We start from the raw sequence: 26,678 nt of genomic DNA, 5'->3' as shown, positions 1-26,678 counted from the left end.
GAGGGACACGCCGTCCTGGTCGCTCAGGCGGGGAAGCGGGCCGTGACGTGCTCGGTGGCGGCGATCGCCGCCAGCGCGTCGGGCTCGGCCCGGGCGACCAGGACGAGCGAGCCGCCGCACGCGAGCGGCTCGCCCAGGATCGCCGGCTCCTGTGCCGGGTCGGCGGTCGACAGGAGGCGGCCGCTGCCGACCAGACGGCCGGCGGCCGCCTCCTGCCACAGCTGCGCCTGGGTCAGTGGGCCGCCGGCGAGCACGAGGGCGTCGTCCGCGGGGGAGGGGGCGTCCCACGGAATGAAGGCGTCGGGCTGCGACCACACCTCCACCCCGAGGTCGTGGACGCCGACGGGCACGGGCTCGCGGAAGCGCACGCCGAGCGGCAGCAGCGCGGAGGCGAGGACGACGAGGTCGTCGGCCCGCGGCGTCCAGGCGTCCAGCGTGTCGGGTCCGCACACCACGGCCTCGGCCTCGGCGCTCGCAGCGTCACCGGCCACCGCCGCAGGCACGACGACGAGTCCGCTCTCCCAGGCCGCGCCCAGCACCACGGTGCCGAGCCAGTGCGGCGGCAGGTCGAGGACGACGCGGTCCCCGCGCTCCAGGCCGAGCTCGTCGACGAGCAGCGAGGCGGTCTTGGCCACCCAGTTCGCGTACGTCGTCGCCGAGAGCTCCACGCGCTCACCGGTGGCGTGGTCGTAGAAGGTGACCAGCGGTCGGCCGGGGTCCTGCTTCAGGCGTCGGGCGAGCACCGTGGCGAACGTGACATCCGGCTGTGCATCCACGCTGGCGAGGATAGGGTGCCGCGCATGTCAGTCGACGACCTCCCCGGCTTCTGGGCAGTGGTTCCGGCGGGCGGGGCGGGCACGCGCCTGTGGCCGCTCTCGCGCTCCGGCTCCCCCAAGTTCCTGCACGACCTGACCGGCTCGGGTCGCACGCTGCTCGAGCAGACCCACGACCGGCTCGCCCCGATCGCGGGCGACCGCTTCCTCGTCGTCACCGGCGAGGCGCACCGCGACGCCGTCCGGTCCCAGCTCGTCGACCTGCCCGAGGACGCCGTGCTCGCCGAGCCCTCGGCACGCGACTCGATGGCGGCGATCGGCCTGGCCGCCGCCGTGCTCGAGGCCCGCGGCGCCGAGGTGATGGGGTCCTTCGCCGCCGACCACGTGATCCGCGAGCCGGAGGCCTTCCATCGCGCGGTGGCGGCGGCCGTCGACGCCGCGCGCGACGGGTGGCTGGTGACGATCGGCATCGACCCGACGTTCCCCTCCTCGGCCTTCGGCTACATCCACCAGGGCGAGCAGCTGCCGGGCCACCCGCTGGTGCGCCGCGTGGTGGAGTTCGTCGAGAAGCCGTCGGTGCCCGTGGCCGAGGAGTACCTCGCGACCGGCCGCTACCGGTGGAACGCCGGCATGTTCGTCGTCCGGCCCACGGTGCTGCTCGACCTCCTCGCCGAGCAGGACGCCGACTTCGCCGCCGCGCTGCGCCGCATCGCCGCCGATCCCGGGCTGCTGCCCGAGCTGTGGCCCGACCTGCCGCGCATCGCGATCGACCACGCCATCGCCGAGCCGGCGGCGGCCGCGGGCCGCGTGGCCACCGTGCCGGGCTCGTTCGGCTGGGACGACGTCGGCGACTTCGACTCCCTCGCCACGCTGCTCGGCCAGGAGGAGTCGCTGGTGGTGCTCGGCGGGGCCGAGCACGTGCACCACGACGGTGCCTCGGGTCTCGTCGTGCCGGGATCGGGGCGCACGGTGGCGGTCATCGGCCTCGACGACGTCGTGGTGGTCGACACCCCCGACGCTCTGCTGGTCACCACCCGCGCGCGGGCCCAGGACGTCAAGCGCATCGTCGCCGCCCTCAAGGACGCCGGGCGCGCCGACCTCACCTGAGCCGCCGGGCGCGAGCCGCCCCGCACCCGCACAGCACAGGAGCCGGCCACCCGCAGCGGGTGACCGGCTCCCTTGCTGTCCGGGACGCTCGCGCTCGCGTCCGGATCAGGGCACGTACGGCTCGGGGGCGTCGGTGAAGGGGTACTTGTCCATGAAGGACTTCAGCGCCGCGCCGCTGACCTCGGAGCAGTACTGGAAGACGCCGTACTGCTCCTGGTCCTTGGGGTCGACGCGCCAGTGGGTGAACGCGATGTGCTGGCCGCCGGGGAAGGCCTTGCCGTCCTTCTTCGTCCACGGCACCGCCTTGAACTTCAGGCGCTGGTTGGTGTCGTTGCTGTCGAGCGTGGCGGCGATCGCCTTGATCGCGGCGATCTCCGAGGAGTTGTCGGCCACGGTCTGGTCGTACCAGAGGATCGTGTAGCCGTGCTCGGAGTTGTGCACCAGCGACTCCAGCTCCGGGCGGCTGCTGGCGGTGTAGTAGCGGTCGGTGATCGGCGCGGGGGCCACGCCGGCCTCGTTCCAGTGCGCGCCGAAGGCGGGCGGGGAGTCGGTGTACTTCACGTCCTGCCCGGTCGGCACGTGCTCGCCGCTGCCCGTGGCCTTCTTCTCGGTGACCTTCTGGCACGTCGACGCCGCGGCGCCGATGTCGGCGAGGTCCTTGCCGGAGTAGCGGGCCTTCTGCACGGCCGTGGTGATCGGGTTCCAGGCCGCGGCGCCGATGATCACGACGGCCACCAGCACGCAGACGCCGACGATCACGGTGCCCTGGCGGCGCTCGGCGCTCTTCTGCTGGCGCCGGATGTCCTCGATGACTTTGCGGCGGTCCGACTTCTCGGACTTGCTGGACTTGGCCACGGTGGCGTCTACCTCGCGCTGGTGTCGGGTGGGTGGTGACTTAGGTGATACCGAGTCCTGAGTCTACGTAGTGGCGCGCCGGAGTCGGATTCCGGAGCCCCCCGCGGCGTCCTCGCAGGTCCAGCCGTGCGCGAAGGCGACCGCGCGCACGGCGTCGGCACGGGCGTCGTCGACGACCAGGACGTCGGCGTCGGCGTCGGCGTCGAGGCGCCGCGCCGCGCCCAGGCCGGCGCGGCCGAGGGCGTCGACGAGGTCCTCGGCCGGCACCGGCGCGCCGAACGGTGCGAGGTCCGAGGGCGAGGCGGCCACCGCGCGGACGACGGCCTCCCGGGCGCCCCAGCCGAACAGGTCGCCGCCCTCGGGTCGGATCAGCGCGCCGGCGCCGGGGCCGTCGTCCTCGAGGGGGAGGACGAGGTCGGCCCGGCCGCGCAGGATGCCGCACGGCCGGGCTCCGAGCTTGCCCTGGGCCAGCTCGACGGCCGAGGCGATCTCGTCGGCCACCGCCGGTGCGGTCACGGCCAGCTCGTTGCCGTGGGCGTCGAGGCGCCCGGCGAAGGAGGAGAGCACCTCGAGGCCGGCGGCGCCGATCGCGATGTCGGTCTGGCCCTCGCGCCACGCGCGGCCGGCGGTGTCGGTGACGACGACGCCGACGGTGACGCCGGCCAGCTCGTGCACCCGCGCGCGCAGGGCCCGCGCCGAGGCGTCGGGGTCGAGGGGCAGCAGCACCGCCGACCCGGCGGCCACGTTGGAGGCGTCGACCCCGGCGGCGGCCATGATCAGCCCCAGCCGGTTGCGCACGATGCGGGTGGGCCCGCGCCGCGCCACGGGGCGCACCGTCTCGGCGTCCACCCAGGCCTCGCGATCGCCCTCCACCACGCGTCCCTCGGCCTTGCTCACCACCTTGGAGGTGACGACGAGGACGTCGCCGTCGCGCAGGGCATCGTCGCCGTAGGCGCGCACCAGCGCCTCGACGAGCACCGCCGCGAGGTCGCAGCCCGCCTCGATCTCGCCGATGCCGTCGGGTGCGCGGACGACGATCTCGGGGTGCGGGCCCACCATCAGGGGCGCACCAGGCCGACCGCCGCGGCGGCCATCGCGGCGGTGGCGTCGTGGTCGGTCATCATCAGCGGCACGGCCGCGCAGGCGAGCCCGGCGTCGGTGATGCGGGGGAGCAGACCGGCGTCGCGCTCGTCGATCAGCCAGCCGTCGAGCACGCCCCCGCGCTCGCGGGCCCCGTAGTTGAGGCCGACGCCGGCGGCGCTGACCTCGACGCCGATCGAGGTCAACATCTGCTCGGCCATGCCCCGCACGTGGCGCTCGCCGACGATCGGGGAGAGGCCGACGACGCGCCCGGGAGCGGCGCGCACGGCGTCGCGCAGGCCGGGCACGGCGAGGATGGTGCCGACCGAGACGACGGGGTTGGACGGCGGCAGGACGACGACGTCGGCCCCCGCGATCGCGTCGAGCACGCCGGGCGCGGGGGTGGAGTTCTCGACCCCGACGACCACCACGACCTCCGCCGGCACCTGCGCCCGCAGGCGGATCCAGTACTCCTGGAAGTGGACGACGCGCCGCCCGCTCGGCTCGTCGGGATCGGCGATCGCCACGTGGGTCTCGACGCGATCGTCGGTCATCGGCAGCAGTCGCAGGCGCTCGCCGTAGCGAGGAGCGAGCCACCGCTGGCTCAGGGCGGTGGTGACGTCGGAGAGCGGGTAGCCGGCCTCGAGCAGCTGGGTGCGCACGAGATGGGTCGCGATGTCGCGATCGCCGAGGCCGAACCACGTCGGCTCCACGCCGTAGGCGGCGAGCTCCTCCTTGGCGCTCCACGTCTCCTCGCGACGTCCCCACCCGCGCTCGGGGTCGATGCCGTCGCCGAGGGTGTACATCACCGTGTCGAGGTCGGGGCACACCTTGAGGCCGTGCACCCAGATGTCGTCGGCGGTGTTGGCGATCACGGTGACCTCCGCGTCGGCCGCCACGCCGGGCAGGGTGCCGGCCGCGATGCCGTGCAGGAGGCCCTGCAGGAAGCGGGCGCCGCCCATGCCGCCCGAGAGCACTGTGAGTCGGCGGACCAGCCCGTCGCCGTCCGATGCCGGGTCGAGCGGCCGGGTGGCGGCGTCGGCGGCCGGGGGAGCCGGGGGAGCCGGGGGAGCAGTGGGCGAGGAGGCGACGGGATCCACGAGATCCAACTGTGCCCTGTCGGGGGGACGATCGTCCTACCGGGCCGCGTATAGCAGGATCAGCCTTGACTCACGGGGTACGACACGTATGTAATTCCAGGTGTGTCGTTCTGGCACGGGTCGAGGCGATAGGGGCAAGTCGTGAGGGAACTCTTCCTGGTCGAGGCGGAATCGGACGATCTCGGGTGGCAGGAGCGCGCGCTGTGCGCGCAGACCGACCCCGAGGCGTTCTTCCCCGAGAAGGGTGGATCCACCCGTGAGGCGAAGAAGGTCTGCCAGACGTGCGAGGTGCGGGTCGAGTGCCTCGAGGCCGCGCTGGGCAACGACGAGCGCTTCGGCATCTGGGGCGGCCTGTCCGAGCGGGAGCGCCGCAAGCTGACGAAGCGCGCGGTCTGACCCCTCGCCACCGCGCCCGCGGCCCTGTGCGGGCGATGCGTCCTGCGTGCCCCTCGCGCCTGACCGGATCGCTCCGCCGCCGCCCCCTCGGCCGCGTCCGCGCCGGCTGGGAGCGCCGCCGCCGCCGCGCGTAGGCTCACCGCCCATGTCCGCACCAGCAGGGCCAGCAGGGGTCGCCGTCGTCCTCGTGACCCACGACGGTGCCGCCTGGCTCCCCACCGTCGTCGCCGGCCTCGCCGCGCAGACCGTGCGCCCCGACCGCGTCGTCGTCGTCGACACCGGCAGCAAGGACGCCAGCCCCGAGATCGTCGTCGACGCCCTCGGCCCCCAGCTGCCGGTGACCGTGCGCCGCCTCGCCGCGAGCGCCGGCTTCCCGGACGCCGTGGCGGCCGGGCTCGACGAGCTCGACGTGCTCGACGCCGACCACGGCGCCGCCCGACCCGCCTCCTGGGTGTGGGTGCTGCACGACGACGCCCATCCCGCTCCCGACGCGCTCGAGCGCCTGCTCGCCACCGCTGCGGAGCGACCGGAGGCGGCCCTGCTGGGCCCCAAGCTGCGGGCGTGGCCCTCGTTACGGGCGCTGCTCGAACTGGGCGTGACGATCAGCGGCACCGGCCGGCGCGAGACCGGCCTGGAGCGCGGCGAGTACGACCAGGGGCAGCACGACCGGGTGCGCGAGGTGCTGGCGGTCAACTCAGCCGGCCTGCTCGCCCGGCGCGAGGTGCTGGTCGGCCTCGGCGGCTACGACGCGGACCTCCCGATCTTCGGCAACGATCTCGACCTCGGCTGGCGTGCCGCGGCGGCGGGCCACACGACGCTGATCGTGCCGAGCGCGGTCGTCTTCCACGCCGAGGCCGCGCACCGGGGCCTGCGGCGCACGCCGCTCACCGGGCGGCACCCCCACTTCCAGGAGCGTCGCGCGGCGCTGTTCACCCTGCTCGCGAACGCCCGCGGAGCCTGGCTGCCGCTGCTCGTGCTGCGCGCGCTGGGCGGGTCGCTGCTGCGGGCGCTGGGGCTGCTCGTCGTCCGCGCCGTCGGCGAGGCGCTCGACGAGGTCGCCGCCGTCGTCGACGTGCTGCGCCACCCGGGGCGCGTGCGGGCCGCTCGCCGTCGCCGCGCCGCTGCGCTCGCCCGGGCCGGGGCCGAGGTCGACCGCGCCCGGGTGCGCCGGCTGCTGGCGCCGTGGTGGCTGCCCTTGCGCCACGGACTCGACCTCCTCGGCGACGTCGCCGCGGCGGCCACCCAGCAGGCCGCCGACGTCGCCGAGCGGCGCCGCGAGGCCGCCGCGCTGCGCGACCCGGCCGCCGCCGCGCCAGCCCGCCACCGCGACGAGGACGACGACTTCGCCGACTCGGGCTGGGTGGTGCGCTTCTTCACCAGCCCCGTCGCGATCGTGTGCGCCCTGGTGGTGATCGCGCTGCTCGTCGGCGTGCGCGACGTCGTCGGCGGCATCCACGGCGGTGCGTTGTCGCCCGCCCCCGACGGCGTCGGCGCCTGGTGGCGACTCCACCTCGAGGGCCACCACGACCTCGGCTTCGGCTCGCAGGTGCCCGCACCGGCCTATGTGCTGCCGCTCGCGGTGATCGGGTCCGTGCTCTCGCCCGGGCTCACCGTCTCGGCGCTGCTGGCGCTCGCCGCGCCCTTCGCGCTGTGGGGCGCGTGGCGCTTCCTGCGCGTCGTCGGACGGTTGGCCACCCCGGAAGGTGCCCCGCGCTGGCTGCTGCTCTGGGGCTCGATCACGTGGGCGGTGCTGCCGCTCGCGTCCGGTGCCTGGGGCGGCGGGCGCTGGGGCGTCGTCCTCGGTGCCGCGCTGCTGCCGTGGCTGGCGCACGCGGCGCTCGGGTTCGTCGACCCCGACGCCGAGCGACGCTGGCGCGCGGCCTGGCGCACAGGGCTGCTGCTCGCGCTCACGGTGGCCGTGGTGCCCAGCGCCTGGCTGGTCGTGGCTGCCGTGGTGGCGACCCTGCTCGCCCTCGCACGGCGCCTCGCGCCCGCCGCCGTGGGGGAGCGGTCGGTGTGGGCGCCACCGCTCGTCGCCCTCGCGGTGCCGCTCGCGGCGCTGCTGCCCTGGTGGCTGCCGGCCCTGCTCGAGGGGGCGTGGCCGGCCACGGTGCTCGACGTCGGTCGATGGCCGACCCCGGCGCTCTCCGGGTGGGACCTCCTCGCCGCTCGGCTGCCCGACCTCGGCGCGCCGCTGGTCGCCGGGCTCGCCCTGCCCCTGCTCGCCGCGGCGGCGCTCGTGCCGGCCTCCACCCGCATCGCGGTGCTCGTGTGCTGGGTGGTCGCCGCGGTCACGGCCCTCGTCGCGGTGCCGCTCGCCCTGCCGACCATCGACCTCCCCGGGCGCCTTGAGCAGCAGCCCGGCCTCGGCGCCGTGCTGCTGGTGCTGCACGCGTCCTGGCTGGTCGCGGCCTTCCTGGGCGGGCTGTCGCTGCATCACCTCGGCGATCGCCCACGACCCGCCCAGGGCGCCATGGCGGTGGCGGCCCTCGCCGGCGTCGCAGCCACCGCGGTGGGCGTGGCCTGGTTCGCGGTGCGCGGCGGCGAGGAGCTCACCGACGACCCGGCCTCCGACGTGCCCGTCTACATGGCTCAGCGCGCCGAGCGGGCACCCGAGGACGGCGTCCTGGTGCTGCGCGGCGACATCGACAGCGGTCTGACCTACGACGTCCGTCGCGGTCAGGGCCGCACGCTCGGCGAGGACGAGGTGCTGGCCCTGACCCCGGAGGATCGCGAGGTCACGGCCCTCGTGCGCACGCTCGTCACCTCGCCCGATCCCGACAGCGCCGAGCGGCTCGCGCGCCTCGGCGTGCTCTACGTGGTGCAGCCGGCGCCCGCCGACGGCACCGTCGCGGCGCGCCTCGACGCCACCACGGGCCTCGAGCAGGCCAGCGCCGAGCGCGGCACCCGCGCCTGGCAGGTGACCCCGGCGCCCGGCCCGCTGCCCGAGCAGACCTCCTGGCTGCGATGGCTGCTGCTGCTCGCGCAGCTGGCGGCCGTGCCCACGCTGGTCGTGCTCGCTCTCCCGACGCTCCGGAGGAACCGCGATGAGTGACGTGCCGACGCCCGCCGAGCCCGACCGGCCGGGCGGCGCCGCCGGGCCGGTCGACCCGCGCGAGCGGCTGCGGGCCTCGCTCGCCTCCGACCCGCTCGTACCGCTCACCCCGTCCTCCGCGGCGTCCACGGACTCGCCGGACTCCCCGGGCTCCCCGATCCCGCCGGATGCGCCGGATGCGCCGTCCGTGCCGCCTGCGACGCCCTCGGGTCCGGCGGTCGGCGGTGGGCGCCGGCGAGCCGACGGCGGCGGTCGGCGGTCCCGCGGCGGCGACCCAGGGGCCGGGGGCGGGGCCGGCGGTGGGGCCGGCGGCGGTTCCGGCAGGGGTGGACGACGCTCCTCCGGCGGCGCGTCGCGGCGGGTGGACCTCCTCATCGCCCTGGCGCTCGTGCTGCCCTCCCTGGTGGCGGCCGCGGTCGTCGTCATCGGCGAGCAGGACCCCTCCCCGGAAGCGCTCGCGGGCCGCGGTCCGACCAGCGCCGCGCTCACGGCCTCCACCGTCGTGTGCCCGTCGGGGCTGGGCTCCTCGACGGCGCCGGTGCGCGTCGTCCGCGCCCCCGGCGTCGACGGCGGCGAGCTCGCCGTCCGCTCGGCCCCGGCCGGCGGGGCGGCCCGCGACTCCGAGCTCGGCGACGCCTCGCAGGTCGAGGTGACCGGCGGGGCCGGCGCCGTGGTCCCGTCGAGCACCGGTGCCACGGTCGTGGAGGGTCAGGGCGCCGCGGCGCCCGGCGTGGTCGCGGGTCGCCGCGACCGGCTCGCCGCGCCCGAGTGCGCCACCCCGGGCTACGACGAGTGGCTCGTCGGGCTGGGCGCGTCGGCGCGCTACCGCACCGTGATCGAGATCGTGAACCCCGACCCGGGCGGGGCGGTCGTCGACGTCGAGCTGCACGGCGCGGTGGGGGTGGTCGACGAACCCGAGCTGCGAGGTGTGCAGGTGCCCGGCGGCGGCGTGCGCCGCATCGACCTCGCGGCCGTGGCGCCCAGCACCGAGATCACCGCTGCGCGCGTCGCGGTGCTGCGCGGGCGGGCCAGCGTCACTGCCCGCACCACCCGCGACCTCCTGGGCCGCAGCCGTGCCGTCACCGACTACCAGCCCAGCGACGTGCCGGAGCGCGACCGCCTCATTCTCGGCGTGCCCGCGCGCCCCTCCGAGGCCACCCTCTACCTCGCCAACCCCGGGGACGACGAGCTGCGCGTCAGGCCGCGCCTGGTCACCGCCGACGCGGTCTTCACCGCCGCGGGCACCGAGGCCGTCAGCGTGCCGCCCGGTGGCGTGACGGCCGTCGAGCTCACCCGGGTGCTGCGCGGCGACACCGCCGCAGGCGTGGTGGGTCTGCGCCTGCAGGCCACGGCACCCGTCGCCGCCTCGCTGCGCGTCGTCACCGCCCAGGGCGACCTCGCCCTGCTCGCCCCGGCGATCGCGGTGAGCGACCCGTCCACGACGGTGCTGCCGGCGGGCGCCGCCTCCCTCGTGCTGGGCGGCCTCGCGCGCACCGGCAACGTGGAGGTCACCGCGATCGGCGCCACGGGATCGGCAGCAGGCACGCAGACCGTCGAGCTCGGGGCCGACCGCACGGCCGTCGTCCGCCTGCCGGCCCAGGCCGTCGCCGTGTCGGTGGTGAGCCGGGCGGGAGCCGTCTCGGGCGTCGTCACGGGCGTGGTCGGCGGTCGCACCGGTGGGCTGGCCGTCGTGCGGCTGCGCGCGCCGGAGCTGCGCACCGAGATCCCGGCGGTCGAGCCCGACTGACCTCCTCGGGTGCCGCCGCGCGCGGTCAGTCCTCGTCGCGGTACCGCGGGTCGACCTGCTCGGGCTCGAGGCCCAGCAGCTCGGCGACCTGCTCCACCACCACCGTGAACACGATCGCCTCGAGGTCAGTGCGGTCCGCCGCGCGGTGCTCGAGCGGACGCCGGAAGACCACCAGGCGCGTCGGTGTGGCGCCGGAGCCGCGCACGAGCGACGACAGCGGCACCCGCCCCGAGTCCCAGTCGGGCGGCAGCTGCGGGGTGTCCTCGACGGCGTACTCCACGAGTCCGAGGCGATCGGACCAGCGCTCGTCGATCGCGGTGACCACGTCGAGCAGGATCCGGTCGAAGACGTCGCGCCGATCGCGCGGGCGCGGAGGGCGGTGGCCGGGCGCCAGCGGCAGGACGTCGGGCCCTCGTCGTCCACGGCCCCGACGATCGCGCCGATCCCGTCGCCGCGGGGCGGGCGCAGGTTCTGTCGGCATGATCCGCGAGCCTAGCCGTCGCCGTGGCCCGCGGGCGGTACGGTCGGCGCCGTGAGCGCGATCGGAGCACCAGGGGCGGCACCGCACTCGTTGCGGACCTGTTCGCGCACGGCGTGCTCGCGCCGTGCGGTGGCCACGTTGACCTACGTCTACGCCGACTCCACCGCGGTGCTCGGCCCGCTGGCCACCTTCGCCGAGCCGCACGCCTACGACCTGTGCGACGTGCACAGCGAGCGGCTCTCGGCCCCGCGGGGCTGGGAGGTGCTGCGCCTGGCGCTCGGCACCCCGCAGACGGGCCCGAGCAGCGACGACCTCCTGGCGCTGGCCGACGCCGTGCGCGAGGCCGCCCGGCCGCTCCCGGCGCCGGTCGCCGCCGAGGCGCCGCGCGAGGGCGGGCGTGAGGTTGCTCGCAAGGGCCACCTCCGGATGCTGACTTCCGACTGAGGCCCACCCGGCGTGCACTAGTGTCCGGCCCATGGCCAGCGGCACGACGTCCCCTGACAACCTCGGCAAGGTCTTCAAGGCCTACGACGTGCGAGGGCTCGTCGACGAGCAGCTCGACGAGGAGCTCGCCCGCGCCACCGGCGCCGCCTACGTCGAGGTGCTCGGCGTGAGCTCGCTGGTGATCGGCTACGACATGCGGCCCAGCTCGCCGGCGCTCGCCGGCGCGTTTGCCGACGGCGCCACCACCGCCGGCGCCGACGTGACGATGATCGGCCTGGCCTCCACCGACCAGCTCTACTTCGCCTCCGGCCACCTCGAGCTGCCCGGCGCGATGTTCACCGCGAGCCACAACCCCGCGCAGTACAACGGGATCAAGATGTGCCGTGCCTTCGCGCAGCCCGTGGGCATGGAGAGCGGACTCGCCGAGATCCGCGACCGCGTGGCCGCCGGCGGTCCCCTGCCCGTGGCTGCGCGCACCGGCTCCATCACCTCCCACGACGTCCTCCAGGCCTACGCCGCGCACCTGCTGGCCCTGGCGCCGGTGACGGGTCGCCGCCTCAAGGTCGTCGTGGACGCCGGCAACGGCATGGCCGGCCACACGGCTCCGGCCGTGTTCGAGCGCCTGGCCGACCAGGTCGAGCTGGTGCCGATGTACTTCGAGCTCGACGGCACCTTCCCGAACCACGAGGCCAACCCGATCGAGCCCGAGAACCTGCGCGACCTGCAGGCGCGCGTGCTCGCCGAGGGCGCCGACATCGGCCTGGCCTTGGACGGCGACGCCGACCGCTGCTTCCTCGTCGACGAGCGCGGCGAGCTCGTGTCGCCGTCCACGCTGACGGCGCTGATCGCCGCGCGCGAGCTGGCCAAGGAGCCGGGCTCGACGGTGATCCACAACCTCATCACCTCCCGCGCGGTGCCCGAGATCGTCACCGAGCTGGGCGGCACCCCGGTGCGCACCCGGGTGGGCCACTCGTTCATCAAGGCCACGATGGCCGAGACCGGCGCGATCTTCGGCGGCGAGCACAGCGGCCACTTCTACTTCCGCGACTTCTGGCGCGCCGACTCCGGCATGCTGGCCGCGCTGCACGCGCTCGCGGCGCTGGCCGAGACCGACGCCCCGCTGTCGTCGCTGCTCGCCGAGTACGAGCGCTATCCCCTCAGCGGCGAGATCAACTCGACCGTCGAGGACCAGGGCGCCGTGCTGGCCGCGATCGAGGACACCTACGGTGGAGCCGAGGGCGTGAGCATCGACCGGCTCGACGGGCTCAGCGTCAGCCACGCCGACTGGGCGTTCAACGTGCGGGCCTCGAACACCGAGCCGCTGCTGCGCCTCAACGCCGAAGGGAAGGATGAGCAGACCATGACCCGCGTGCGCGACGAGGTCCTCGCGATCATCCGCGGCGGTGCCCGATGAGCAGCCGCCAGATCGCTCCCGAGCTGCTCGCGATCATCGTGTGCCCCGCCGATCACGGCGAGCTCGCGCTCACCCCGCGCGGCGCGGAGTCCGAGCTGGTCTGCGGCACCTGCCGCCTGGCCTACCCCGTGCGCGACGGCATCCCCGTGCTGCTCGTCGACGAGGCCCGCAGCAGCGACTGAGCAGGAGTCCCTCCATGGTGTGGTTCGACGAGTCCCGTCTCGACGACCAGGTGGCCCTCGGGTCGGCCGACCTGCGGCTGCGCACCCTGGCCGAGGGGGGCTCCCGCGTCCGCCGCGAGGTCGATGCCGCCGCCGAGGCCGTCGACGAGGCGGTGGCCCGCGCGGCCGACGCCCGCGCCCGCGCGGTGATCGCCGCCGGACCCGACTCCCGACTGCTGCGCGCGGTGCTCGAGCCCGTGTGCCCGGTGCCGTTCGTGGCCTGGCCCTCGCCGGCCTTGCCCGGATGGGCCGGGTCGCTGGACCTCGTCGTCGTCCTCGCACCCGACGGCGGCGACCCCGGCACCGCCTCCGCCGTGGCCGAGGCCGCCCGGCGCGGCTGCCAGCTCGTGGTGGCAGCGCCCCCGAACTCGCTCGTCGCCGAGCACGCCGGCGGCCGGTGGACGACGATCCTGCCCACCGGCACCGGCGACCAGCTCGCCGTCGCGGTGGCGATGCTGTCGTTCCTGCACCGCGTCCAGCTCGGCCCGGCCGCCGACCCTGAGGCGGTGGCGCAGGCGCTCGACGACGTCGCGATCGCCTGCTCGCCCCTGCGCGACATCTCCATCAACCCGGCCAAGATGCTCGCGATCTCGCTGGCCGACGCCAACCCGCTCGTGTGGGGCGGCTCGGTGCTCTCGGCCCGCGCGGCGCGCCGCATCGCCGAGTCGATCCGGCGCACCTCCGGACGCGCCGCGCTCGCCGGCGACGCCGAGCACCTGCTGCCCGTGCTCGAGGCCGCCCGCCCCCGCAACGTCTTCGCCGACCCCTTCGAGGAGGAGTCGGGCGATCGTCGTCCGGTGCTGGTGCTGCTCGACGACGGCGTGGACGACGACCTCGCCCACGCCGATCGTCGCCGCCTCGAGGACGCCGCAGCCGCCCGCGACGTGCGCGTCGAGCACGTGGCCACCGAGGCCCGCGGCGACGTCGCCCGCTACGCCTCGCTGCTCCTGCGCGGCACCTACGCCGCCGAGTACCTCCGCCTCGGCCTCGTCCCCGACTGATCCTCGAGCTGTCCCCGCCGAGGTGGCAGGGATGGTGCGCGCAGGTAAACGACGGGCGCCGCGGCAGGGGCGCCTTCACCGTGTGCCGCGGGATCGGCGGGGTACTGCCCGGCGATGCCGTCGCGAGATCCCTGGCTCGACAACGCCAAGATGGGCCTGGTCACCCTCGTGGTGGTGGGGCACCTGCTCGCCTACCTCCCGGCCGACGGCCCCGGCGGCAAGCTCTACGACGTCGTCTACCTGTGGCACATGCCGGCCTTCGTCCTCATCACCGGCTACCTCTCGCGCAACTTCGCCTTCACCCGCCGACGCATGTGGCAGCTGTTCTCGACGCTGCTGGTGCCCTACCTGTTCTTCGAGGGTGCACTGGCCTGGTTCCGCACCGTGGTGGGCGGCGAGAAGCTGCGTGACCTCTGGATCGACCCGCACTTCCCCGTCTGGTACCTGCTGGCCGTGGTGGCCTGGCGCCTGCTCACGCCGCTCTTCCGCTCGCTCCCGCCGCTGGTCGGCATCGGCCTGGCCGTCGCCATCGCGATGGCCGGCAGCTTCCTCACCGGCGACTGGACCCGCTACCTCGACCTGCCGCGCCTCTCCGGCTTCCTGCCCTTCTTCGTCATCGGACTGAACATCACGCCGCAGCGGCTGCAGCTGGTGCGCGGGCGCCTGCAGACCGGGCTGGCCCTCGGCGCGGTCGCCGTCATCGTGGTGCTCGGGCTCAACCTCGACCGCTGGGCCGCCCGCGGCTACCTCTACCAGCGCCCCATCGAGCTCCTGGACGACGCCACGGGCACGTTCCTGCTCACCCGGGTCGCCGTGCTGGTGGTCGGGTTGGTGGGCACCGCCGCCTGGCTCGCCCTCATCTCGCGTCGCGGCGGCTGGTTCTCGCGCATGGGTGCGGCCACGATGGTCGTCTACCTCGTGCACGGGTTCGCGGTGAAGGGCCTGGACTACGCCGGGTTCGGCGATTGGGTGGAGCCCCGGCCGCTGCTCGGCACGGCGGCGGCCGTCGTCCTCGGGGTGGCGATCGCGCTCGTGCTGGCGTGCACGCCCGTGCGGCGTCCGCTCGAGCCCGTGGTCGACCCCTTCGCCACCGCCGAGGAGGCCGTGGGCGACGCCGTCCAGGTGGCCGTCGTGGTGTCGGAGCACGAGGCGGGCGGCGGCGACGTCGCCGCTGGGATCGCCGCGGTGGAGGAGGCCACCACCGGCGGTGTCGGCGAGCCGGGCAAGGGGGAGGCCCCCGCGCCGAGCAGCGGAGCGGTATCGGGCTAGCTGCCGGTAGCCTTCGCGCCATGCGTGCGACCGCCGGCCGACCCGACCTCCACCGCGGAGCAGCCCGATGAGCGCGGGTCTCTTCGGCCTCCTGGACGACGTGGCCGCGATCGCGAAGCTGGCCGCCGCCTCGATCGACGACGTCGGCGCTGCCGCCGGTCGCGCGACCACCAAGGCCGCCGGTGTGGTCGTCGACGACACCGCGGTGACGCCGCAGTACGTGCACGGAGTCGCCGCCGAACGTGAGCTGCCGATCGTCAAGAAGATCGCCGTCGGCTCCCTGCGCAACAAGCTGCTGCTGATCCTGCCCGCGGCGTTGCTGCTCAGCCAGTTCCTCCCTGGCCTGCTGCCGATCATCCTGCTCGCCGGCGGTGGTTTCCTCGCCTACGAGGGCGCGCACAAGGTGTGGGGTCGCTGGCTCGACCACGGGGGCCACGACGGTCCCGCTGCCGACAACGGCCCCGAGGCCGAGAAGGCGCTCGTGGCCGGTGCGATCCGCACCGACCTCATCCTCTCGGCCGAGATCATGGTGATCGCCCTCGACGAGGTGGCCGAGGAGTCGTTCGTCGCGCGCCTGGCCATCCTGGTCGTGGTGGCCATCGCCATCACCATCGCGGTGTACGGCGTGGTCGCCCTCATCGTGAAGATGGACGACGCGGGGCTCGCCCTTGCCCAGCGCTCATCCGCGCTGGCCCAGCGGGTGGGCCGCGGGCTCGTGGCGGCGATGCCGCGCCTGCTGGCCGCCATCGCGCTCATCGGCACGGTCGCGATGCTCTGGGTCGGCGGCCACATCCTCGTGGTCAACCTCCACGAGGCCCACTGGTGGGACGGTCCCTACGACCTCGTCCACCACCTCGAGCACGAGGTCGAGCACGCGGTCGAGGCTGCCGGCGGCGCCGTCAGCGGCACCCTCGCCTGGCTCACCAACACCGCCCTCTCGGCGGTGGTCGGCCTTCTCGTCGGCACGGTGGTGCTCGCCGTCGTCCTCGGTGTGCAGCGGCTGCGCGGCGGCGCGTCGTCCACGCACTGAGGCGCATCGAGGCCCCGCGCGGACGACGACGACGCGTGCCGGGAATCGGTCCCGATGTGTTCGGGTGATGATTCCCCGGGCACGCAGGTCGCTAGTACCCTGGGGTGGTCATGCGCGGGAGATCCCGACGATGCGCAGATGCGCCGCAGGACGACGACACTCGAAACTCGAGGATCATTTTCATGGACTACAAGGTTGCTGACCTGAGCCTGGCCACGTTCGGCCGCAAGGAGATCGAGCTCGCCGAGCACGAGATGCCCGGCCTGATGGCGATGCGTGAGCGCTACGGCGCCGACAAGCCGCTCGCCGGCGCCCGCATCGCGGGCTCGCTGCACATGACGATCCAGACCGCCGTGCTGATCGAGACCCTGGTCGACCTCGGTGCCGACGTCCGCTGGGCCACCTGCAACATCTTCTCGACCCAGGACCACGCCGCCGCGGCGGTCGTCGTGGGCCGCGACGGCACCCCGGAGAACCCGCAGGGCACCCCCGTCTTCGCCTGGAAGGGCGAGACCCTCGCCGAGTACTGGGACGAGGCTGAGAAGGTCTTCACCTTCACCGACGAGAGCGGCCAGCCCATCGGCCCGAACATGCTGCTCGACGACGGCGGCGACATCACCTTGCTCGTGCACAAGGGTGTCGAGTTCGAGAAGGCCGGCGTCGTGCCGCCGCTCGACTCCACCGACAACGAGGAGTACAAGGAGGTGCTGCGCGTCCTGGCCCGTTCGCTCGCGAACGACCCCACCTACTGGACCCGCATCGCCGCCGACATCAAGGGCGTCACCGAGGAGACCACCACCGGCGTGCACCGCCTCGTGGAGCGCTTCAACGAGGGCACGCTGCTCTTCCCGGCGATCAACGTCAACGACTCGGTGACCAAGTCGAAGTTCGACAACAAGTACGGCTGCCGCCACTCGCTGATCGACGGCATCAACCGCGCCACCGACGTGATGATGAGCGGCAAGGTCGCCGTCGTCTGCGGCTACGGCGACGTGGGCAAGGGCTCCGCCGAGTCGCTGCGCGGCCAGGGTGCGCGCGTGATCGTCACCGAGATCGACCCCATCTGCGCCCTCCAGGCCGCGATGGACGGCTACGAGGTCAAGCGCCTCGAGTCGGTCGTCGACTTCGCCGACATCTTCATCACCACCACCGGCAACTTCGACATCATCAAGGTCGAGCACTTCGAGCGCATGAAGCACCAGGCGATCGTCGGCAACATCGGCCACTTCGACAACGAGATCGACATGGCCGGTCTCTCGCGCATCCCCGGCATCGTCAAGGACGAGATCAAGCCGCAGGTGCACCAGTGGATCTTCCCCGACGGCAAGAAGATCATCGTGCTGTCCGAGGGGCGCCTGCTCAACCTGGGCAACGCCACCGGTCACCCCTCGTTCGTCATGTCGAACTCGTTCACCAACCAGACCCTGGCCCAGATCGAGATCTTCACCAAGACCGACGAGTACCCGATCGGCGTCTACGTGCTGCCCAAGCACCTCGACGAGGAGGTCGCCCGCCTCCACCTCGACGCCCTCGGCGTCGAGCTGACCGAGCTCACCAAGGAGCAGGCCGAGTACATCGGCGTCGCCGTGGAGGGCCCGTTCAAGCCGGAGCACTACCGCTACTGAGTCGATGGGCGCGAGCGTGTCGCCCGACGCGGCTTCGCCGCAGGGCATCACGCTGCCGCGCTCGCAGTCGACCTAGGTGCGGTGCCGGGCCCGCTGGCTGCCAGACGTTGTCTGGTGGCTGGCGGGCCTGGCTCGTTCTCGGGGGTCCTCCGGGCGGGGAGAGGCAGCCGGGTCGGCGCCGATTGGTGGGAAACTGCAACCAACTGCCCGGAAATGTTGCGGGTTGGCGCCAAACCGCAACCCCCGACCCCCGCGCCGCAACCCGCCGTCCACCCCGCGACCTGCCGCAGCGAGCGGCGGGGCGGGGCGGGGCTCCTAGGATGGTGGACATGACATCCATCCCCGGCGCGCCGCCGGTCCCGACGCGGGGCCGGGTGCTGGTCGGGGACGACGACGCGCCGCTCGCCGAGATGCTCGGCATCGTGCTGGGGCAGGAGGGGTTCGAGAGCCGCGTATGCGGGCGCGGCGACGAGGCGCTCGCGGCGTTCCGCGACTACCGGCCCGACGTCGTCCTGCTCGACGTGATGCTCCCGGGCAAGGACGGCATGGACGTGTGCCGCGAGATCCGCAACGAGTCGGGCGTGCCGATCGTGATGCTCACCGCGAAGGGCGACACGGTCGACGTCGTCGTGGGGCTGGAGTCGGGGGCCGACGACTACGTCACCAAGCCCTTCAAGCCCAAGGAGCTCATCGCCCGCATCCGGGCGCGGGTGCGCCGAGCGGACGCCGCGCCGACCGAGTCGATCGTGGTGCGCGACGTCGAGATCGACGTCGCCGGCCACGCGGTCACCCGGGCGGGGGAGGAGATCGCCCTGACGCCGCTGGAGTTCGACCTGCTGCTGTGCCTGGCGCGTCGTCCGGGGCAGGTCTTCACCCGCCAGGCGCTGCTGGAGGAGGTCTGGGGCTACCACCACGCCGCCGACACCCGCCTGGTGAACGTGCACGTGCAGCGCCTGCGCTCGAAGATCGAGCACGATCCGGAGCACCCGGAGATCGTGCTCACCGTGCGCGGTGTCGGCTACAAGGCGGGCTCGGCCTAGGCCGTGGCTCGCACGCCCCGTCCGGACGGCCCGCGCGCCCTCCGTCCACGCTCGCAGGTGCTCCGCCGCAGGGCAGCCGCGGCGGTGGCCCTGCTGCGCCCGCGGCTGGGCTGGTGGCGGCGCTCGATCCTGCTGCGCGTCGTGGTCAGCACCGTGGCGCTGTCGGCGATCGTGGTCGGCGTCGTCGGTGCGTTCCTGCTCCACCAGACCCGGCAGGGGCTGCTCGACCACCGCGTCGAGGTGGTGCTGGGTGAGGTGCGGGCCGAGGTCGCCGATGCGCGCGAGCGCCTGGCGGCTGCCCCGGGCGCCCAGGCCAACGCGGGGCGTCAGCAGCGCGACCTGGTCGACCCGATCATCGAGCGCGGCGCGAGCCGCGGCTACAGCGTCGTCCTCGCCGGCCCCGAGGGGCAGGACCTCCCGGTGGCCGACGGCGGGGCGGAGTACTCCAGCGGCCTCGACCTGCGCAGCCTGCCGGCAGCCCTGGAGGCCTACTTCGACAGCCCCAACCGCGGCACGTCGTGGACCTACACCCGCATCGTCACCGACGACCCGCGCACCGGGCGCACCTCGGTGCCGGGACTGGTGGTCGGCTCGCAGGTGCGGCTACCGGCCGACGGGCGCACCTACACGCTTTACTTCCTCTTCCCCCTCACCGAGGAGCAGGAGACGCTCGGCCTGCTGACCCGAGCGCTGATCACCGCCGGAGGACTGCTGCTCGCGCTGGTGGCCGGTCTCACCTACCTGGTCACCCGGCAGGTGGTCACGCCGATCCGCCTGGCCCGGCGCGTGGCCGAACGCCTGGCGGCCGGTCGCCTGCAGGAGCGCCTGCAGGTCACCGGCGAGGACGACCTCGCGCGCTTGGCCTACTCCTTCAACCAGATGGCCACCAACCTCCAGCGCCAGATCCGCCAGCTCGAGGAGCTCAGCTGGGTGCAGCGCCGTTTCGTCTCCGACGTCTCCCACGAGCTCCGCACGCCGCTCACCACGGTGCGCATGGCCTCCGACCTCATCCACGACGCGCGCACCTCCTTCGACCCCACCACGGCCCGCTCGGCCGAGATCCTGCAGAACGAGCTCGACCGCTTCGAGAGCCTGCTCGTCGACCTGCTCGAGATCAGCCGCTTCGACGCCGGCGCTGCGGTGCTGAGCACCGACGAGGTCGATCTCGTCGTGCTCGTGCGCCGAGTCGTGGACGCCGCCCGCCCGCTCGCCGAGCGGCGGGGGGTCCGGGTCGCCATCGACCATCCGCCGGCCGTCGTCAGCGCCGAGGTCGACGCCCGCCGCGTCGAGCGCATCGTGCGCAACCTCGTCACCAACGCCATCGACCACGCCGCGGCCGACGACCCCGACGAGCAGGTGCTCGTGCGCCTGGCCGTGGACGACGAGGCGGTCGCGCTCATCGTGCGCGACCACGGTGTCGGCCTCGCCCCCGGTGAGGCGGCGATGGTCTTCAACCGCTTCTGGCGTTCTGATCCCGCCCGCGCCCGCACCAGCGGCGGCACCGGCCTCGGTCTCGCCATCGCGCAGGAGGACGCCCACCTCCACGGCGGCTGGCTGCAGGCCTGGGGCCGCACCGGCCAGGGCGCCCAGTTCCGTCTCACCCTGCCGCGCCGCGCCGGCCGCCCGCTGCGGCACAGCCCGCTCTCGCTCGTGCCCGAGGACGTCGTGGCCATCGATGCGGCCGCACGGCTCGGCGACGCGGCGGCCGCCGTCGACGTCCCCCTCGCGATCGCGCCGGAGGAGGTGCGCTGATGTCGGCGTCCACGCGGCGTGTCGTCGTCCTGCTCGTCGGGCTGGGGCTGCTGCTCACCGGCTGCGCGGCGCTGCCCACCGAGGGGCCGATCGTGCGCAGCGACGGCGCGGGCGCCTCCGACGTGCGCCGCGCCAGCGACATCGCGCCCCGACCCCCGGCCGACGGCGCGGAGCCGGGCGAGGTCGTCTCCGGGTTCCTGGATGCGATGACGGCCTGGCCCATCGCCACCGCCACCGCCCGGGAGTACCTCACCGCGAGCACCTCCGAGCGCTGGCGCCCCGAGGAGTCCACCATCGTCTACGACGACGTCGCCTCGATCCGCACGGCGGCCAGCGCCGTCCAGGTCGACCTCGACGGCGCGCAGCTGCTCGACGACGCCGGCGCCTGGCGAGGGGCCCTGTCGGCGGAGCGCAGCAGCCTGCGCATGCGGCTGACCATCGAGAACGGTCAGTACCGCATCATCGACCCGCCCGACGCCCTCGTGGTGCCGTCGTCGTGGTTCCGCCAGCGATTCCAGCAGGTGTCGCTCTTCTACCTCGATCCCACGCGCAGCCTGCTCGTGCCCGAGCCGGTCTTCCTGCCCGCCGGCGAGCAGCTGGCCACGAACCTCGTCGCGGGTCTGCTGGCCGGTCCGCCCCCGCGCGCTCGCGGAGTGGTGCGCACGGCCCTGCCTGCGGGCCTCAGCGTCGGCCTCAGCGTCACGGTGGACGACGGGGTCGCCGACGTCGCCCTCGGCGGCGCCCCCTCGCTGCTCAACGACGACGACGTCGCGCCGATGCTCGCGCAGCTGGCCTGGACGCTGCGGCAGGTCTCCGGCGTGCGGGCCCTGCGCGTCACCATCGCCGGTCGCCCCGTCAACGCACCCGGTGCCTCCCTGCAGTACCCGGTCTCGGGTGCCGACGCCTACGACCCCTCCGGCGAGGCGACCACGGACGCCCTCTTCGGCATCAGCCAGGGGCGCCTGGTCACCGACGCCCTCAGCGAGGACGCCACCATCGAGCCCGCGGGCGGGCCCTTCGGCGCTGCCGGCAGCGGCGTCGTCAGCGTCGCGGTGCGCCCCGACGGCCAGCAGGCCGCCGTCGTCGACGCCGGTGGACGACGGGTGCGCGTCGCCTCGGTCACCGCCCGCCCGGCCGGCAGCGGCCCGCGCACGGTGCTCAGCGGCGGTCGCTACCTGCGGCCCACCTACGACGTCGCCGGGCGACTGTGGCTGCTCGAGCAGACCGCGGGCGGCGCCGTCGTCCGCGTCGTGGGTCGCAGCGGCACCCGCGTCGTCGAGGTGCCGGGCGTCACCGGCCGCACGGTGCGGCGGCTGCTCGTCTCGCGCGACGGCACCCGTCTGGTGGCCGTCGTCGCCACCGCCGACGGCGACGCGGTGGTCGGCGCCCGGGTCGTGCTCGACGAGCGCGGCCGGGTCCGGCAGGTGCGCGACCCGGTCGTCGTGCGCTCCGGTGAGGGCGCCGGCAGCCTCGTCACCGACCTCGCGTGGAGCTCGCCCGTGCGCCTGGTGCTGCTGCGTCCGACCACGCCGGGCCGGCTCTACCGGGTCGAAGCGGTCTCCGCCGATGGTGCCGCGCTCGGCGAGCCGCTGCCCTCCACCGTGATCTCGGGCGCCGCGCTCGGGGTGGCCGCCGCCCCGGGGGCGGGCACCCCCGTGCTCGCCGTCTACGCCGAGCAGTACGCCGATGTCGCCCGCCAGGAGGCCGTGCCCACCGGCGTACGGCTCACCGACCTCGACTACGCGGGCTGACGGCGCGACCCGCCTCCGCACACGTCCTCGGAGCGAGGCTGTCCACAGCCGCCGCGGAGCTCCTTGTCCGCGTCCGCCGCTCCTGGTGGGCTGATCGCGTGCCCCGATCCCGCGCGCGCCCCTCGGCCGACGAGCCCCCGAGCAGCGTGATCGACGCCTTCCTCGACCTCGTCCTGGGCGCCTCCTGCGTCGCCTGCGCGCGGCCGGGCCGCCCCCTGTGCACCGGCTGCCGGGAGGGGCTGCTCGCGGACCTCGCCGCGGCGTCGGAGGTCGTGGACGCCACCCCGCCGCACTGGCCGCCCGAGGCCCCCGCGGTGCTGGCATCCGGACGGTACGACGGGGCGTTGCAGAGCCTCGTGATCGCCCACAAGGAACGCCGCGTGCTCGCCCTCACGGCCCCGCTCGGCCTGCTGCTCGCCCGAGCCGTCGCGGCCCACCTGCCCTCCCCGCCCGCGCGCGTGGACGACGCCCCGACCCTGCTGGTGCCGGTGCCCTCGCGCGCGGCCAGCGTGCGCGAGCGAGGCCACGACCCCACGGCCGCCCTCGCCCTGCGCGCGGCGCGCGAGCTCACCCGCGCTGGCCGCCCCACCCGCGCCGTCCCGCTGCTGCGCCTGCGCCCCGGCGTCCTCGACCAGGCCGACCTCGACGCCGCCGGACGTGCCCGCAACCTCGAGCACGCCATGGCCGTCGACGCCGCTCGCCTGCGCGCCCTCACCCGCCGCCACCGGCGCGCCCGGGTCATCGTGTGCGACGACGTCGTCACCACCGGCGCCACGCTCGCCGAGGCCCACCGGCGCCTGGTGGCCGGCGGCATCGTCGTCCACGGGCTCGCCGCGCTCGCCGCCACCCCGCGCCGGTCCCGCCCGGAGGCCGAACGTCCCGAACGGTCCTGACACGCCGCACGCCCCTTTCGTCGCGTCGGACGACGCACTAACGTCTGGTCATGGAGTCCGTCCGGGTCCGTGGTTGCGTCGCCCCGCGAGGGTGCGAGCCCGACCGGGCGCGGCAAGCCGATGCCAGTCGCAGGCGAAACGGTCCACGTAAGCCGGCTCCCGAGCCGGTGATCACGGTGCGGCTTAGTCGTCAGTCCTGCCTCGGTCCGTCGTCCAGATGTCGACGAGCCCGGGAGAAGGTCAGTAGTGGCAGCAAGCTGCGAGAGCCTCAGCAGGCGGGTGTGGGGACGAAGACCAGGTCGGCCGGGCGGGCTCCGCTGTCCTTAATCTGCGCGAGCGTGTCGCCAGTCGATCCTTCACCGGACGCTTCGCGCCCAGGCTCACGATCGACGCGCCTTCGGCGCGGGCGACACGCTGCCGCGCGCGCGGTTGGTGTTCGCTTCGGTACCTCGCCGCTGGCGGCCTGCGGACCTTCCGGTCGTAGAGCTGGCGTGCCGGCTGCTCCTGGACGTGGAGGAGGCGCGTCAGCGCCGTCTCGAGACACCCGGACCCACCCGATTCTCGCGCCGGTCCTGAAGCCGGCCGGCGCACCGACGTCCCGCCCCCCGTGGCGGGAGGAACCCATCACACCCGACTACCTCTGGAGGTAACTGATGGACGTTGTGGTCACCGGACGGCACTGCGAGATCTCGGACCGGTTCCGAGCGCACGCCGCCGAGAAGCTCGCCCGGCTCGAGAAGCACGACCACCGCATCATGCGGGTCCACGTCGAGGTCGATTGCGAGGCCAATCCGCGCCAGCACGACCAGGGCGTGCACGTCGAGCTCACCGCCTACTCCAAGGGGCCGGTGATCCGTGCCGAGGCCGCGGCTGACGACAAGATGGGAGCGCTCGACCTCGCCCTCGACAAGATGGCCGCGCAGATGCGCAAGGCCGCCGACCGTCGCCGCGTGCACCGCGGCCGGCGCGCCCCGGTCTCCGTGGGCCGTGCCCTCGCCGGCGTGCCCACCGACGGCGCCGCCACGCTGCCGGACGACGTCGTGGGCGCGCTGGTCGACGACGTCGCCGTCGAGCGGCAGGTCGGCCCGATCACCGTCACCGGCGACGGGCCCCTCGTCGTCCGCGAGAAGACCCACCCCGCCAGCCCCATGACCCTCGACCAGGCCCTCTACGAGATGGAGCTCGTCGGCCACGACTTCTACCTGTTCGTCGACAAGGAGAGCGAGCGGCCGGCCGTCGTCTACCGCCGACGCGGCTACGACTACGGCGTCATCTCCCTCGACGTCGACGGCGCGCAGGGCTGACGCGCGGCGCGGACCGCCCCGGGTCGGGGCGGTCCGCGCACCGGCGGCGTTCCGCGGGTCGCGCCTCACCCCGCTCGAGGCTGCGGATCTGTCATGATTCGCGCGGGGCGGGAGACGTGCCCGCAACACCCGGCACCGGGGAGGGATCAAACATGGGGGAGCCCGTGCGCGTGGTCGTCGTCGACGACCAGGAGCTGTTCCGACGTGGTCTCACCATGCTCCTGGGCATCGAGGACGGCATCGAGGTCATCGGCGAGGCCGGCGACGGCGCCGAGGGTGTCAGCCTGGTCGCCGCCACCGCGCCCGACGTCGTCCTGCTCGACGTGAGGATGCCCAAGAAGTCGGGCATCGAGGCCTGCGTGGCCATCAAGGAGCAGGTGCCGACCGCCAAGATCATCATGCTCACGATGAGCGACGACGAGGCCGACCTGTACGAGGCCGTCAAGAGCGGTGCCTCCGGCTACCTGCTGAAGGACTCCTCCATCGAGGAGGTCGCCCAGGGCATCCGCGTCGTCGCCGACGGTCAGTCGCTCATCAGCCCCTCGATGGCCGCCAAGCTCATCGACGAGTTCAAGACCATGTCGCGCCCCGAGCGCACCCCCGGCCCGGCCCTCAAGCTCACCGAGCGCGAGCTCGAGGTGCTGCGCCTGGTCGCCCGCGGCCTCTCCAACCGCGATGTCGCCGGCCACCTCGCCATCAGCGAGAACACCGTGAAGAACCACGTGCGCAACATCCTCGAGAAGCTCCAGCTGCACTCGCGCATGGAGGCCGTGATGTACGCGGTGCGCGCCAAGCTCGTCGAGCTCGACTGATTAATCCGCGCGAGCGTGTCGCCTGTCGAACCCTCGCCGACCCTTCGGGCCAGCTCTGGATCGACGCGCCTGCGGCGCGGGCGCCACGCTGCCGCGCTGTTCATTCGCGCGAGCGTGTCGCCGGTCGCTGTCGAGGGGGCGGATCTGGTGCGTCGAGGGGGCGGATCTGGTGCGTCGAGGGAGCGCTGGTGACCCGTCGAGATTGCGGTGTCGGCGCGTCGTCCTAGGTTGGGGGCGTGGTGACGACGCAGAGCCTCTCGCGGTCCCAGGCGCGCCGCGTGGCGCTCGCGGCGCAGGGCTTCGCCGACCGCCCGCACGCCACGGCGACGATGCGCACGCTCGGTCGCGTCGTCGAGCGGGTGCAGGTCCTGCAGGTCGACAGCGTCAACGTGCTGCAGCGCGCCCACTACCTGCCGCTCTACTCGCGCATGGGCGGGTACGACGTCGACCTCCTGCACCGGGCGGCCTCCGGACGTGATCAGCGTCGGCTGGTCGAGTACTGGGCGCACGTGCAGGCGTTCATGCCGGTCGACCTCTGGCCCGCGATGGCCCACCGGCGCGCCCACTACCGGGCGCGGCGCGGCAAGTGGTCCGTCGTCCCCGAGGACGCCGCCGCCGAGGCGCAGCTGCTGCGTGCGATCGCCCAGCGGGGCGCCAGCACCGCGCGCGAGCTCGACGACGGCTTCGCCCGCACGCGCGACCACTGGGGCTGGAACTGGTCGCGCACGCGCCGGCTGCTCGACTACCTCTTCACCACCGGCGACGTCGCGATCGCCGGGCGCACCTCCAGCTTCGAGGTGCGCTACGACCTGCCGGAGCGGGTGCTGCCACCCGCCGTCCTCGCCGCCCCCGACCTGAGCGAGCCCGACGCCCACGACGAGCTCGTGCGCCGCGCGGCGCGCTCGCACGGCGTGGCCACGGCCGCCTGCCTCGCCGACTACCACCGGCTGAAGGTGGGCGAGGCGAAGGCGGCGATCGGTCGGCTGGTCGAGCAGGGCGAGCTCGAGCCGGTGGCGGTCGAGGGGTGGACGACGACCGCCTACCTGCATCGCGACGCCCGCCTGCCGCGGCGGCTGGAGGCGCGGGCCGTGCTGAGCCCGTTCGACCCGGTGGTGTGGCAGCGCGCGCGTACGGAGGCGCTGTTCGGCATGCGCTACCGCATCGAGATCTACGTGCCCGCGCCGCAGCGGGTGCACGGCTACTACGTGCTGCCCTTCCTGCTCGGCGACGAGCTCGTCGCCCGCGTCGACCTCAAGGCCGATCGGGCCGCACGGCGACTGCTCGTGCAGGCTGTGTGGGGCGAACCCGGGGCGCCGGACCACACGGCGTCCGAGCTGGCGGTGGAGCTGTGGCGACTCGCGCGATGGCTCGGCCTGGACGACGTCGTGGCGACCGGCCGCGGTGATCTCGCCCCTGCTCTCGAGGCCGAGCTCCACGCCACCTGAGCCCTCGGGCCCGCCTGCACCGACCGCGACCGACGATCGGCTGGGTCGCCGCCGATCGGGTCTGACAGCGATACTGTGACAGT

The 26,678-nt window shown here is 74.4% G+C and carries 23 protein-coding genes; 18 read left to right on the top strand and 5 right to left on the bottom strand.

Annotated features, from left to right (window positions below; translation table 11 throughout):
• Window positions 1-23: 23 nt before the first annotated feature.
• Window positions 24-776, bottom strand: coding sequence for a TIGR03089 family protein (locus ACERUN_RS13010; protein WP_370290424.1), 753 nt, complete (start codon window positions 774-776; stop codon window positions 24-26).
• 24 nt (window positions 777-800) lie between these two features.
• Between ACERUN_RS13010 and ACERUN_RS13005 the strand changes: the two genes are divergently transcribed.
• Complete coding sequence (locus ACERUN_RS13005; RefSeq protein ID WP_370290423.1) at window positions 801-1,880, top strand: mannose-1-phosphate guanylyltransferase; 1,080 nt, start codon at window positions 801-803, stop codon at window positions 1,878-1,880.
• A 105-nt stretch (window positions 1,881-1,985) separates the two neighbouring features.
• On the opposite strand, the gene ACERUN_RS13000 is transcribed toward ACERUN_RS13005, so the two are convergent.
• From ACERUN_RS13000 to cofD, 3 genes are all read right to left on the bottom strand, one after another.
• The gene (locus tag ACERUN_RS13000) at window positions 1,986-2,735 is read right to left on the bottom strand and encodes a DUF3105 domain-containing protein (protein ID WP_370290422.1); all 750 of its coding nucleotides are present in this window, start codon (window positions 2,733-2,735) and stop codon (window positions 1,986-1,988) included.
• A gap of 63 nt (window positions 2,736-2,798) precedes the next feature.
• Window positions 2,799-3,794 (bottom strand): coenzyme F420-0:L-glutamate ligase, encoded by a 996-nt coding sequence (locus ACERUN_RS12995; protein WP_370290421.1) that lies wholly within the window; start codon window positions 3,792-3,794, stop codon window positions 2,799-2,801.
• The gene (cofD, locus tag ACERUN_RS12990) at window positions 3,794-4,810 is read right to left on the bottom strand and encodes a 2-phospho-L-lactate transferase (RefSeq protein ID WP_370290443.1); all 1,017 of its coding nucleotides are present in this window, start codon (window positions 4,808-4,810) and stop codon (window positions 3,794-3,796) included. The genes ACERUN_RS12995 and cofD overlap by 1 nt, the downstream gene beginning before the upstream one ends.
• 246 nt (window positions 4,811-5,056) lie before the next feature.
• Between cofD and ACERUN_RS12985 the strand changes: the two genes are divergently transcribed.
• The 3 genes from ACERUN_RS12985 (at window position 5,057) to ACERUN_RS12975 (ending at window position 10,113) form a co-directional block, all read left to right on the top strand.
• On the top strand, window positions 5,057-5,311 hold the full coding sequence (locus ACERUN_RS12985) for a WhiB family transcriptional regulator (protein WP_370290420.1): 255 nt from the start codon (window positions 5,057-5,059) through the stop codon (window positions 5,309-5,311).
• A gap of 145 nt (window positions 5,312-5,456) precedes the next feature.
• The gene (locus ACERUN_RS12980; RefSeq protein ID WP_370290419.1) at window positions 5,457-8,366 is read left to right on the top strand and encodes a glycosyltransferase; all 2,910 of its coding nucleotides are present in this window, start codon (window positions 5,457-5,459) and stop codon (window positions 8,364-8,366) included.
• Window positions 8,359-10,113 (top strand): DUF5719 family protein, encoded by a 1,755-nt coding sequence (locus ACERUN_RS12975; RefSeq protein WP_370290418.1) that lies wholly within the window; start codon window positions 8,359-8,361, stop codon window positions 10,111-10,113. The genes ACERUN_RS12980 and ACERUN_RS12975 overlap by 8 nt, the downstream gene beginning before the upstream one ends.
• A gap of 25 nt (window positions 10,114-10,138) precedes the next feature.
• On the opposite strand, the gene ACERUN_RS12970 is transcribed toward ACERUN_RS12975, so the two are convergent.
• Window positions 10,139-10,594 (bottom strand): metallopeptidase family protein, encoded by a 456-nt coding sequence (locus tag ACERUN_RS12970; RefSeq protein WP_370290416.1) that lies wholly within the window; start codon window positions 10,592-10,594, stop codon window positions 10,139-10,141.
• Window positions 10,595-10,645: 51 nt separating this feature from the next.
• Between ACERUN_RS12970 and ACERUN_RS12965 the strand changes: the two genes are divergently transcribed.
• The 14 genes from ACERUN_RS12965 (at window position 10,646) to ACERUN_RS12900 (ending at window position 26,595) form a co-directional block, all read left to right on the top strand.
• Window positions 10,646-11,038, top strand: coding sequence for a DUF3499 domain-containing protein (locus ACERUN_RS12965; RefSeq protein WP_370290415.1), 393 nt, complete (start codon window positions 10,646-10,648; stop codon window positions 11,036-11,038).
• A gap of 31 nt (window positions 11,039-11,069) precedes the next feature.
• A complete protein-coding gene (locus ACERUN_RS12960) occupies window positions 11,070-12,452 on the top strand; it encodes a phosphomannomutase/phosphoglucomutase (protein WP_370290414.1) in 1,383 nt (460 codons plus the stop codon).
• Window positions 12,449-12,634, top strand: coding sequence for a Trm112 family protein (locus ACERUN_RS12955; protein WP_370290413.1), 186 nt, complete (start codon window positions 12,449-12,451; stop codon window positions 12,632-12,634). Before ACERUN_RS12960 ends, ACERUN_RS12955 begins: the two co-directional genes overlap by 4 nt.
• Window positions 12,635-12,648: 14 nt before the next feature.
• Window positions 12,649-13,674, top strand: a complete 1,026-nt coding sequence (locus ACERUN_RS12950; RefSeq protein WP_370290412.1) for an SIS domain-containing protein — start codon at window positions 12,649-12,651, stop codon at window positions 13,672-13,674.
• Window positions 13,675-13,788: 114 nt separating this feature from the next.
• Window positions 13,789-14,943, top strand: a complete 1,155-nt coding sequence (locus tag ACERUN_RS12945) for an acyltransferase family protein (protein ID WP_370290411.1) — start codon at window positions 13,789-13,791, stop codon at window positions 14,941-14,943.
• Window positions 14,944-15,010: 67 nt separating this feature from the next.
• A complete protein-coding gene (locus ACERUN_RS12940; protein WP_370290410.1) occupies window positions 15,011-15,973 on the top strand; it encodes a DUF808 domain-containing protein in 963 nt (320 codons plus the stop codon).
• Between the two features lie 182 nt (window positions 15,974-16,155).
• A complete protein-coding gene (gene ahcY, locus ACERUN_RS12935) occupies window positions 16,156-17,598 on the top strand; it encodes an adenosylhomocysteinase (RefSeq protein ID WP_370290409.1) in 1,443 nt (480 codons plus the stop codon).
• Window positions 17,599-17,927: 329 nt separating this feature from the next.
• Window positions 17,928-18,638 (top strand): MtrAB system response regulator MtrA, encoded by a 711-nt coding sequence (gene mtrA, locus ACERUN_RS12930; protein ID WP_370290408.1) that lies wholly within the window; start codon window positions 17,928-17,930, stop codon window positions 18,636-18,638.
• A 57-nt stretch (window positions 18,639-18,695) separates the two neighbouring features.
• Complete coding sequence (mtrB, locus tag ACERUN_RS12925; protein WP_370290407.1) at window positions 18,696-20,390, top strand: MtrAB system histidine kinase MtrB; 1,695 nt, start codon at window positions 18,696-18,698, stop codon at window positions 20,388-20,390.
• A complete protein-coding gene (locus ACERUN_RS12920; RefSeq protein ID WP_370290406.1) occupies window positions 20,390-22,141 on the top strand; it encodes an LpqB family beta-propeller domain-containing protein in 1,752 nt (583 codons plus the stop codon). Before mtrB ends, ACERUN_RS12920 begins: the two co-directional genes overlap by 1 nt.
• Window positions 22,142-22,239: 98 nt before the next feature.
• Window positions 22,240-23,034 carry a ComF family protein gene (locus tag ACERUN_RS12915; RefSeq protein ID WP_370290405.1) on the top strand — a complete coding sequence of 265 codons (795 nt, stop codon included), beginning with the start codon at window positions 22,240-22,242 and terminating at the stop codon, window positions 23,032-23,034.
• Window positions 23,035-23,687: 653 nt separating this feature from the next.
• On the top strand, window positions 23,688-24,338 hold the full coding sequence (gene hpf / locus ACERUN_RS12910; protein WP_370290404.1) for a ribosome hibernation-promoting factor, HPF/YfiA family: 651 nt from the start codon (window positions 23,688-23,690) through the stop codon (window positions 24,336-24,338).
• A 152-nt stretch (window positions 24,339-24,490) separates the two neighbouring features.
• On the top strand, window positions 24,491-25,150 hold the full coding sequence (locus ACERUN_RS12905) for a response regulator (protein ID WP_370290402.1): 660 nt from the start codon (window positions 24,491-24,493) through the stop codon (window positions 25,148-25,150).
• Window positions 25,151-25,386: 236 nt separating this feature from the next.
• Window positions 25,387-26,595, top strand: coding sequence for a winged helix-turn-helix domain-containing protein (locus ACERUN_RS12900; RefSeq protein WP_370290401.1), 1,209 nt, complete (start codon window positions 25,387-25,389; stop codon window positions 26,593-26,595).
• The last annotated feature ends 83 nt before the right edge of the window (window positions 26,596-26,678 follow it).

This window comes from Nocardioides sp. (genome assembly GCF_964229035.1).
Classification (GTDB): Bacteria; Actinomycetota; Actinomycetes; order Propionibacteriales; family Nocardioidaceae; genus Nocardioides.
This window is presented reverse-complemented; position numbering and strand designations above follow the sequence as displayed.

Excerpts from the sequence above, each read along its gene's own strand:
- ACERUN_RS13005 (WP_370290423.1), top strand. The coding sequence starts at position 801 with ATGTCAGTCGACGACCTCCCCGGCTTCTGGGCAGTGGTTCCGGCGGGC.
- ACERUN_RS12995 (WP_370290421.1), bottom strand. The coding sequence starts at position 3,794 with ATGGTGGGCCCGCACCCCGAGATCGTCGTCCGCGCACCCGACGGCATC.
- ACERUN_RS12980 (WP_370290419.1), top strand. The coding sequence starts at position 5,457 with ATGTCCGCACCAGCAGGGCCAGCAGGGGTCGCCGTCGTCCTCGTGACC.
- ACERUN_RS12975 (WP_370290418.1), top strand. The coding sequence starts at position 8,359 with ATGAGTGACGTGCCGACGCCCGCCGAGCCCGACCGGCCGGGCGGCGCC.
- ACERUN_RS12970 (WP_370290416.1), bottom strand. The coding sequence starts at position 10,594 with ATGCCGACAGAACCTGCGCCCGCCCCGCGGCGACGGGATCGGCGCGAT.
- ACERUN_RS12960 (WP_370290414.1), top strand. The coding sequence starts at position 11,070 with ATGGCCAGCGGCACGACGTCCCCTGACAACCTCGGCAAGGTCTTCAAG.
- ACERUN_RS12955 (WP_370290413.1), top strand. The coding sequence starts at position 12,449 with ATGAGCAGCCGCCAGATCGCTCCCGAGCTGCTCGCGATCATCGTGTGC.
- ACERUN_RS12950 (WP_370290412.1), top strand. The coding sequence starts at position 12,649 with ATGGTGTGGTTCGACGAGTCCCGTCTCGACGACCAGGTGGCCCTCGGG.
- ACERUN_RS12945 (WP_370290411.1), top strand. The coding sequence starts at position 13,789 with ATGCCGTCGCGAGATCCCTGGCTCGACAACGCCAAGATGGGCCTGGTC.
- ACERUN_RS12940 (WP_370290410.1), top strand. The coding sequence starts at position 15,011 with ATGAGCGCGGGTCTCTTCGGCCTCCTGGACGACGTGGCCGCGATCGCG.
- ahcY (WP_370290409.1), top strand. The coding sequence starts at position 16,156 with ATGGACTACAAGGTTGCTGACCTGAGCCTGGCCACGTTCGGCCGCAAG.
- mtrA (WP_370290408.1), top strand. The coding sequence starts at position 17,928 with ATGACATCCATCCCCGGCGCGCCGCCGGTCCCGACGCGGGGCCGGGTG.
- ACERUN_RS12920 (WP_370290406.1), top strand. The coding sequence starts at position 20,390 with ATGTCGGCGTCCACGCGGCGTGTCGTCGTCCTGCTCGTCGGGCTGGGG.
- hpf (WP_370290404.1), top strand. The coding sequence starts at position 23,688 with ATGGACGTTGTGGTCACCGGACGGCACTGCGAGATCTCGGACCGGTTC.
- ACERUN_RS12905 (WP_370290402.1), top strand. The coding sequence starts at position 24,491 with ATGGGGGAGCCCGTGCGCGTGGTCGTCGTCGACGACCAGGAGCTGTTC.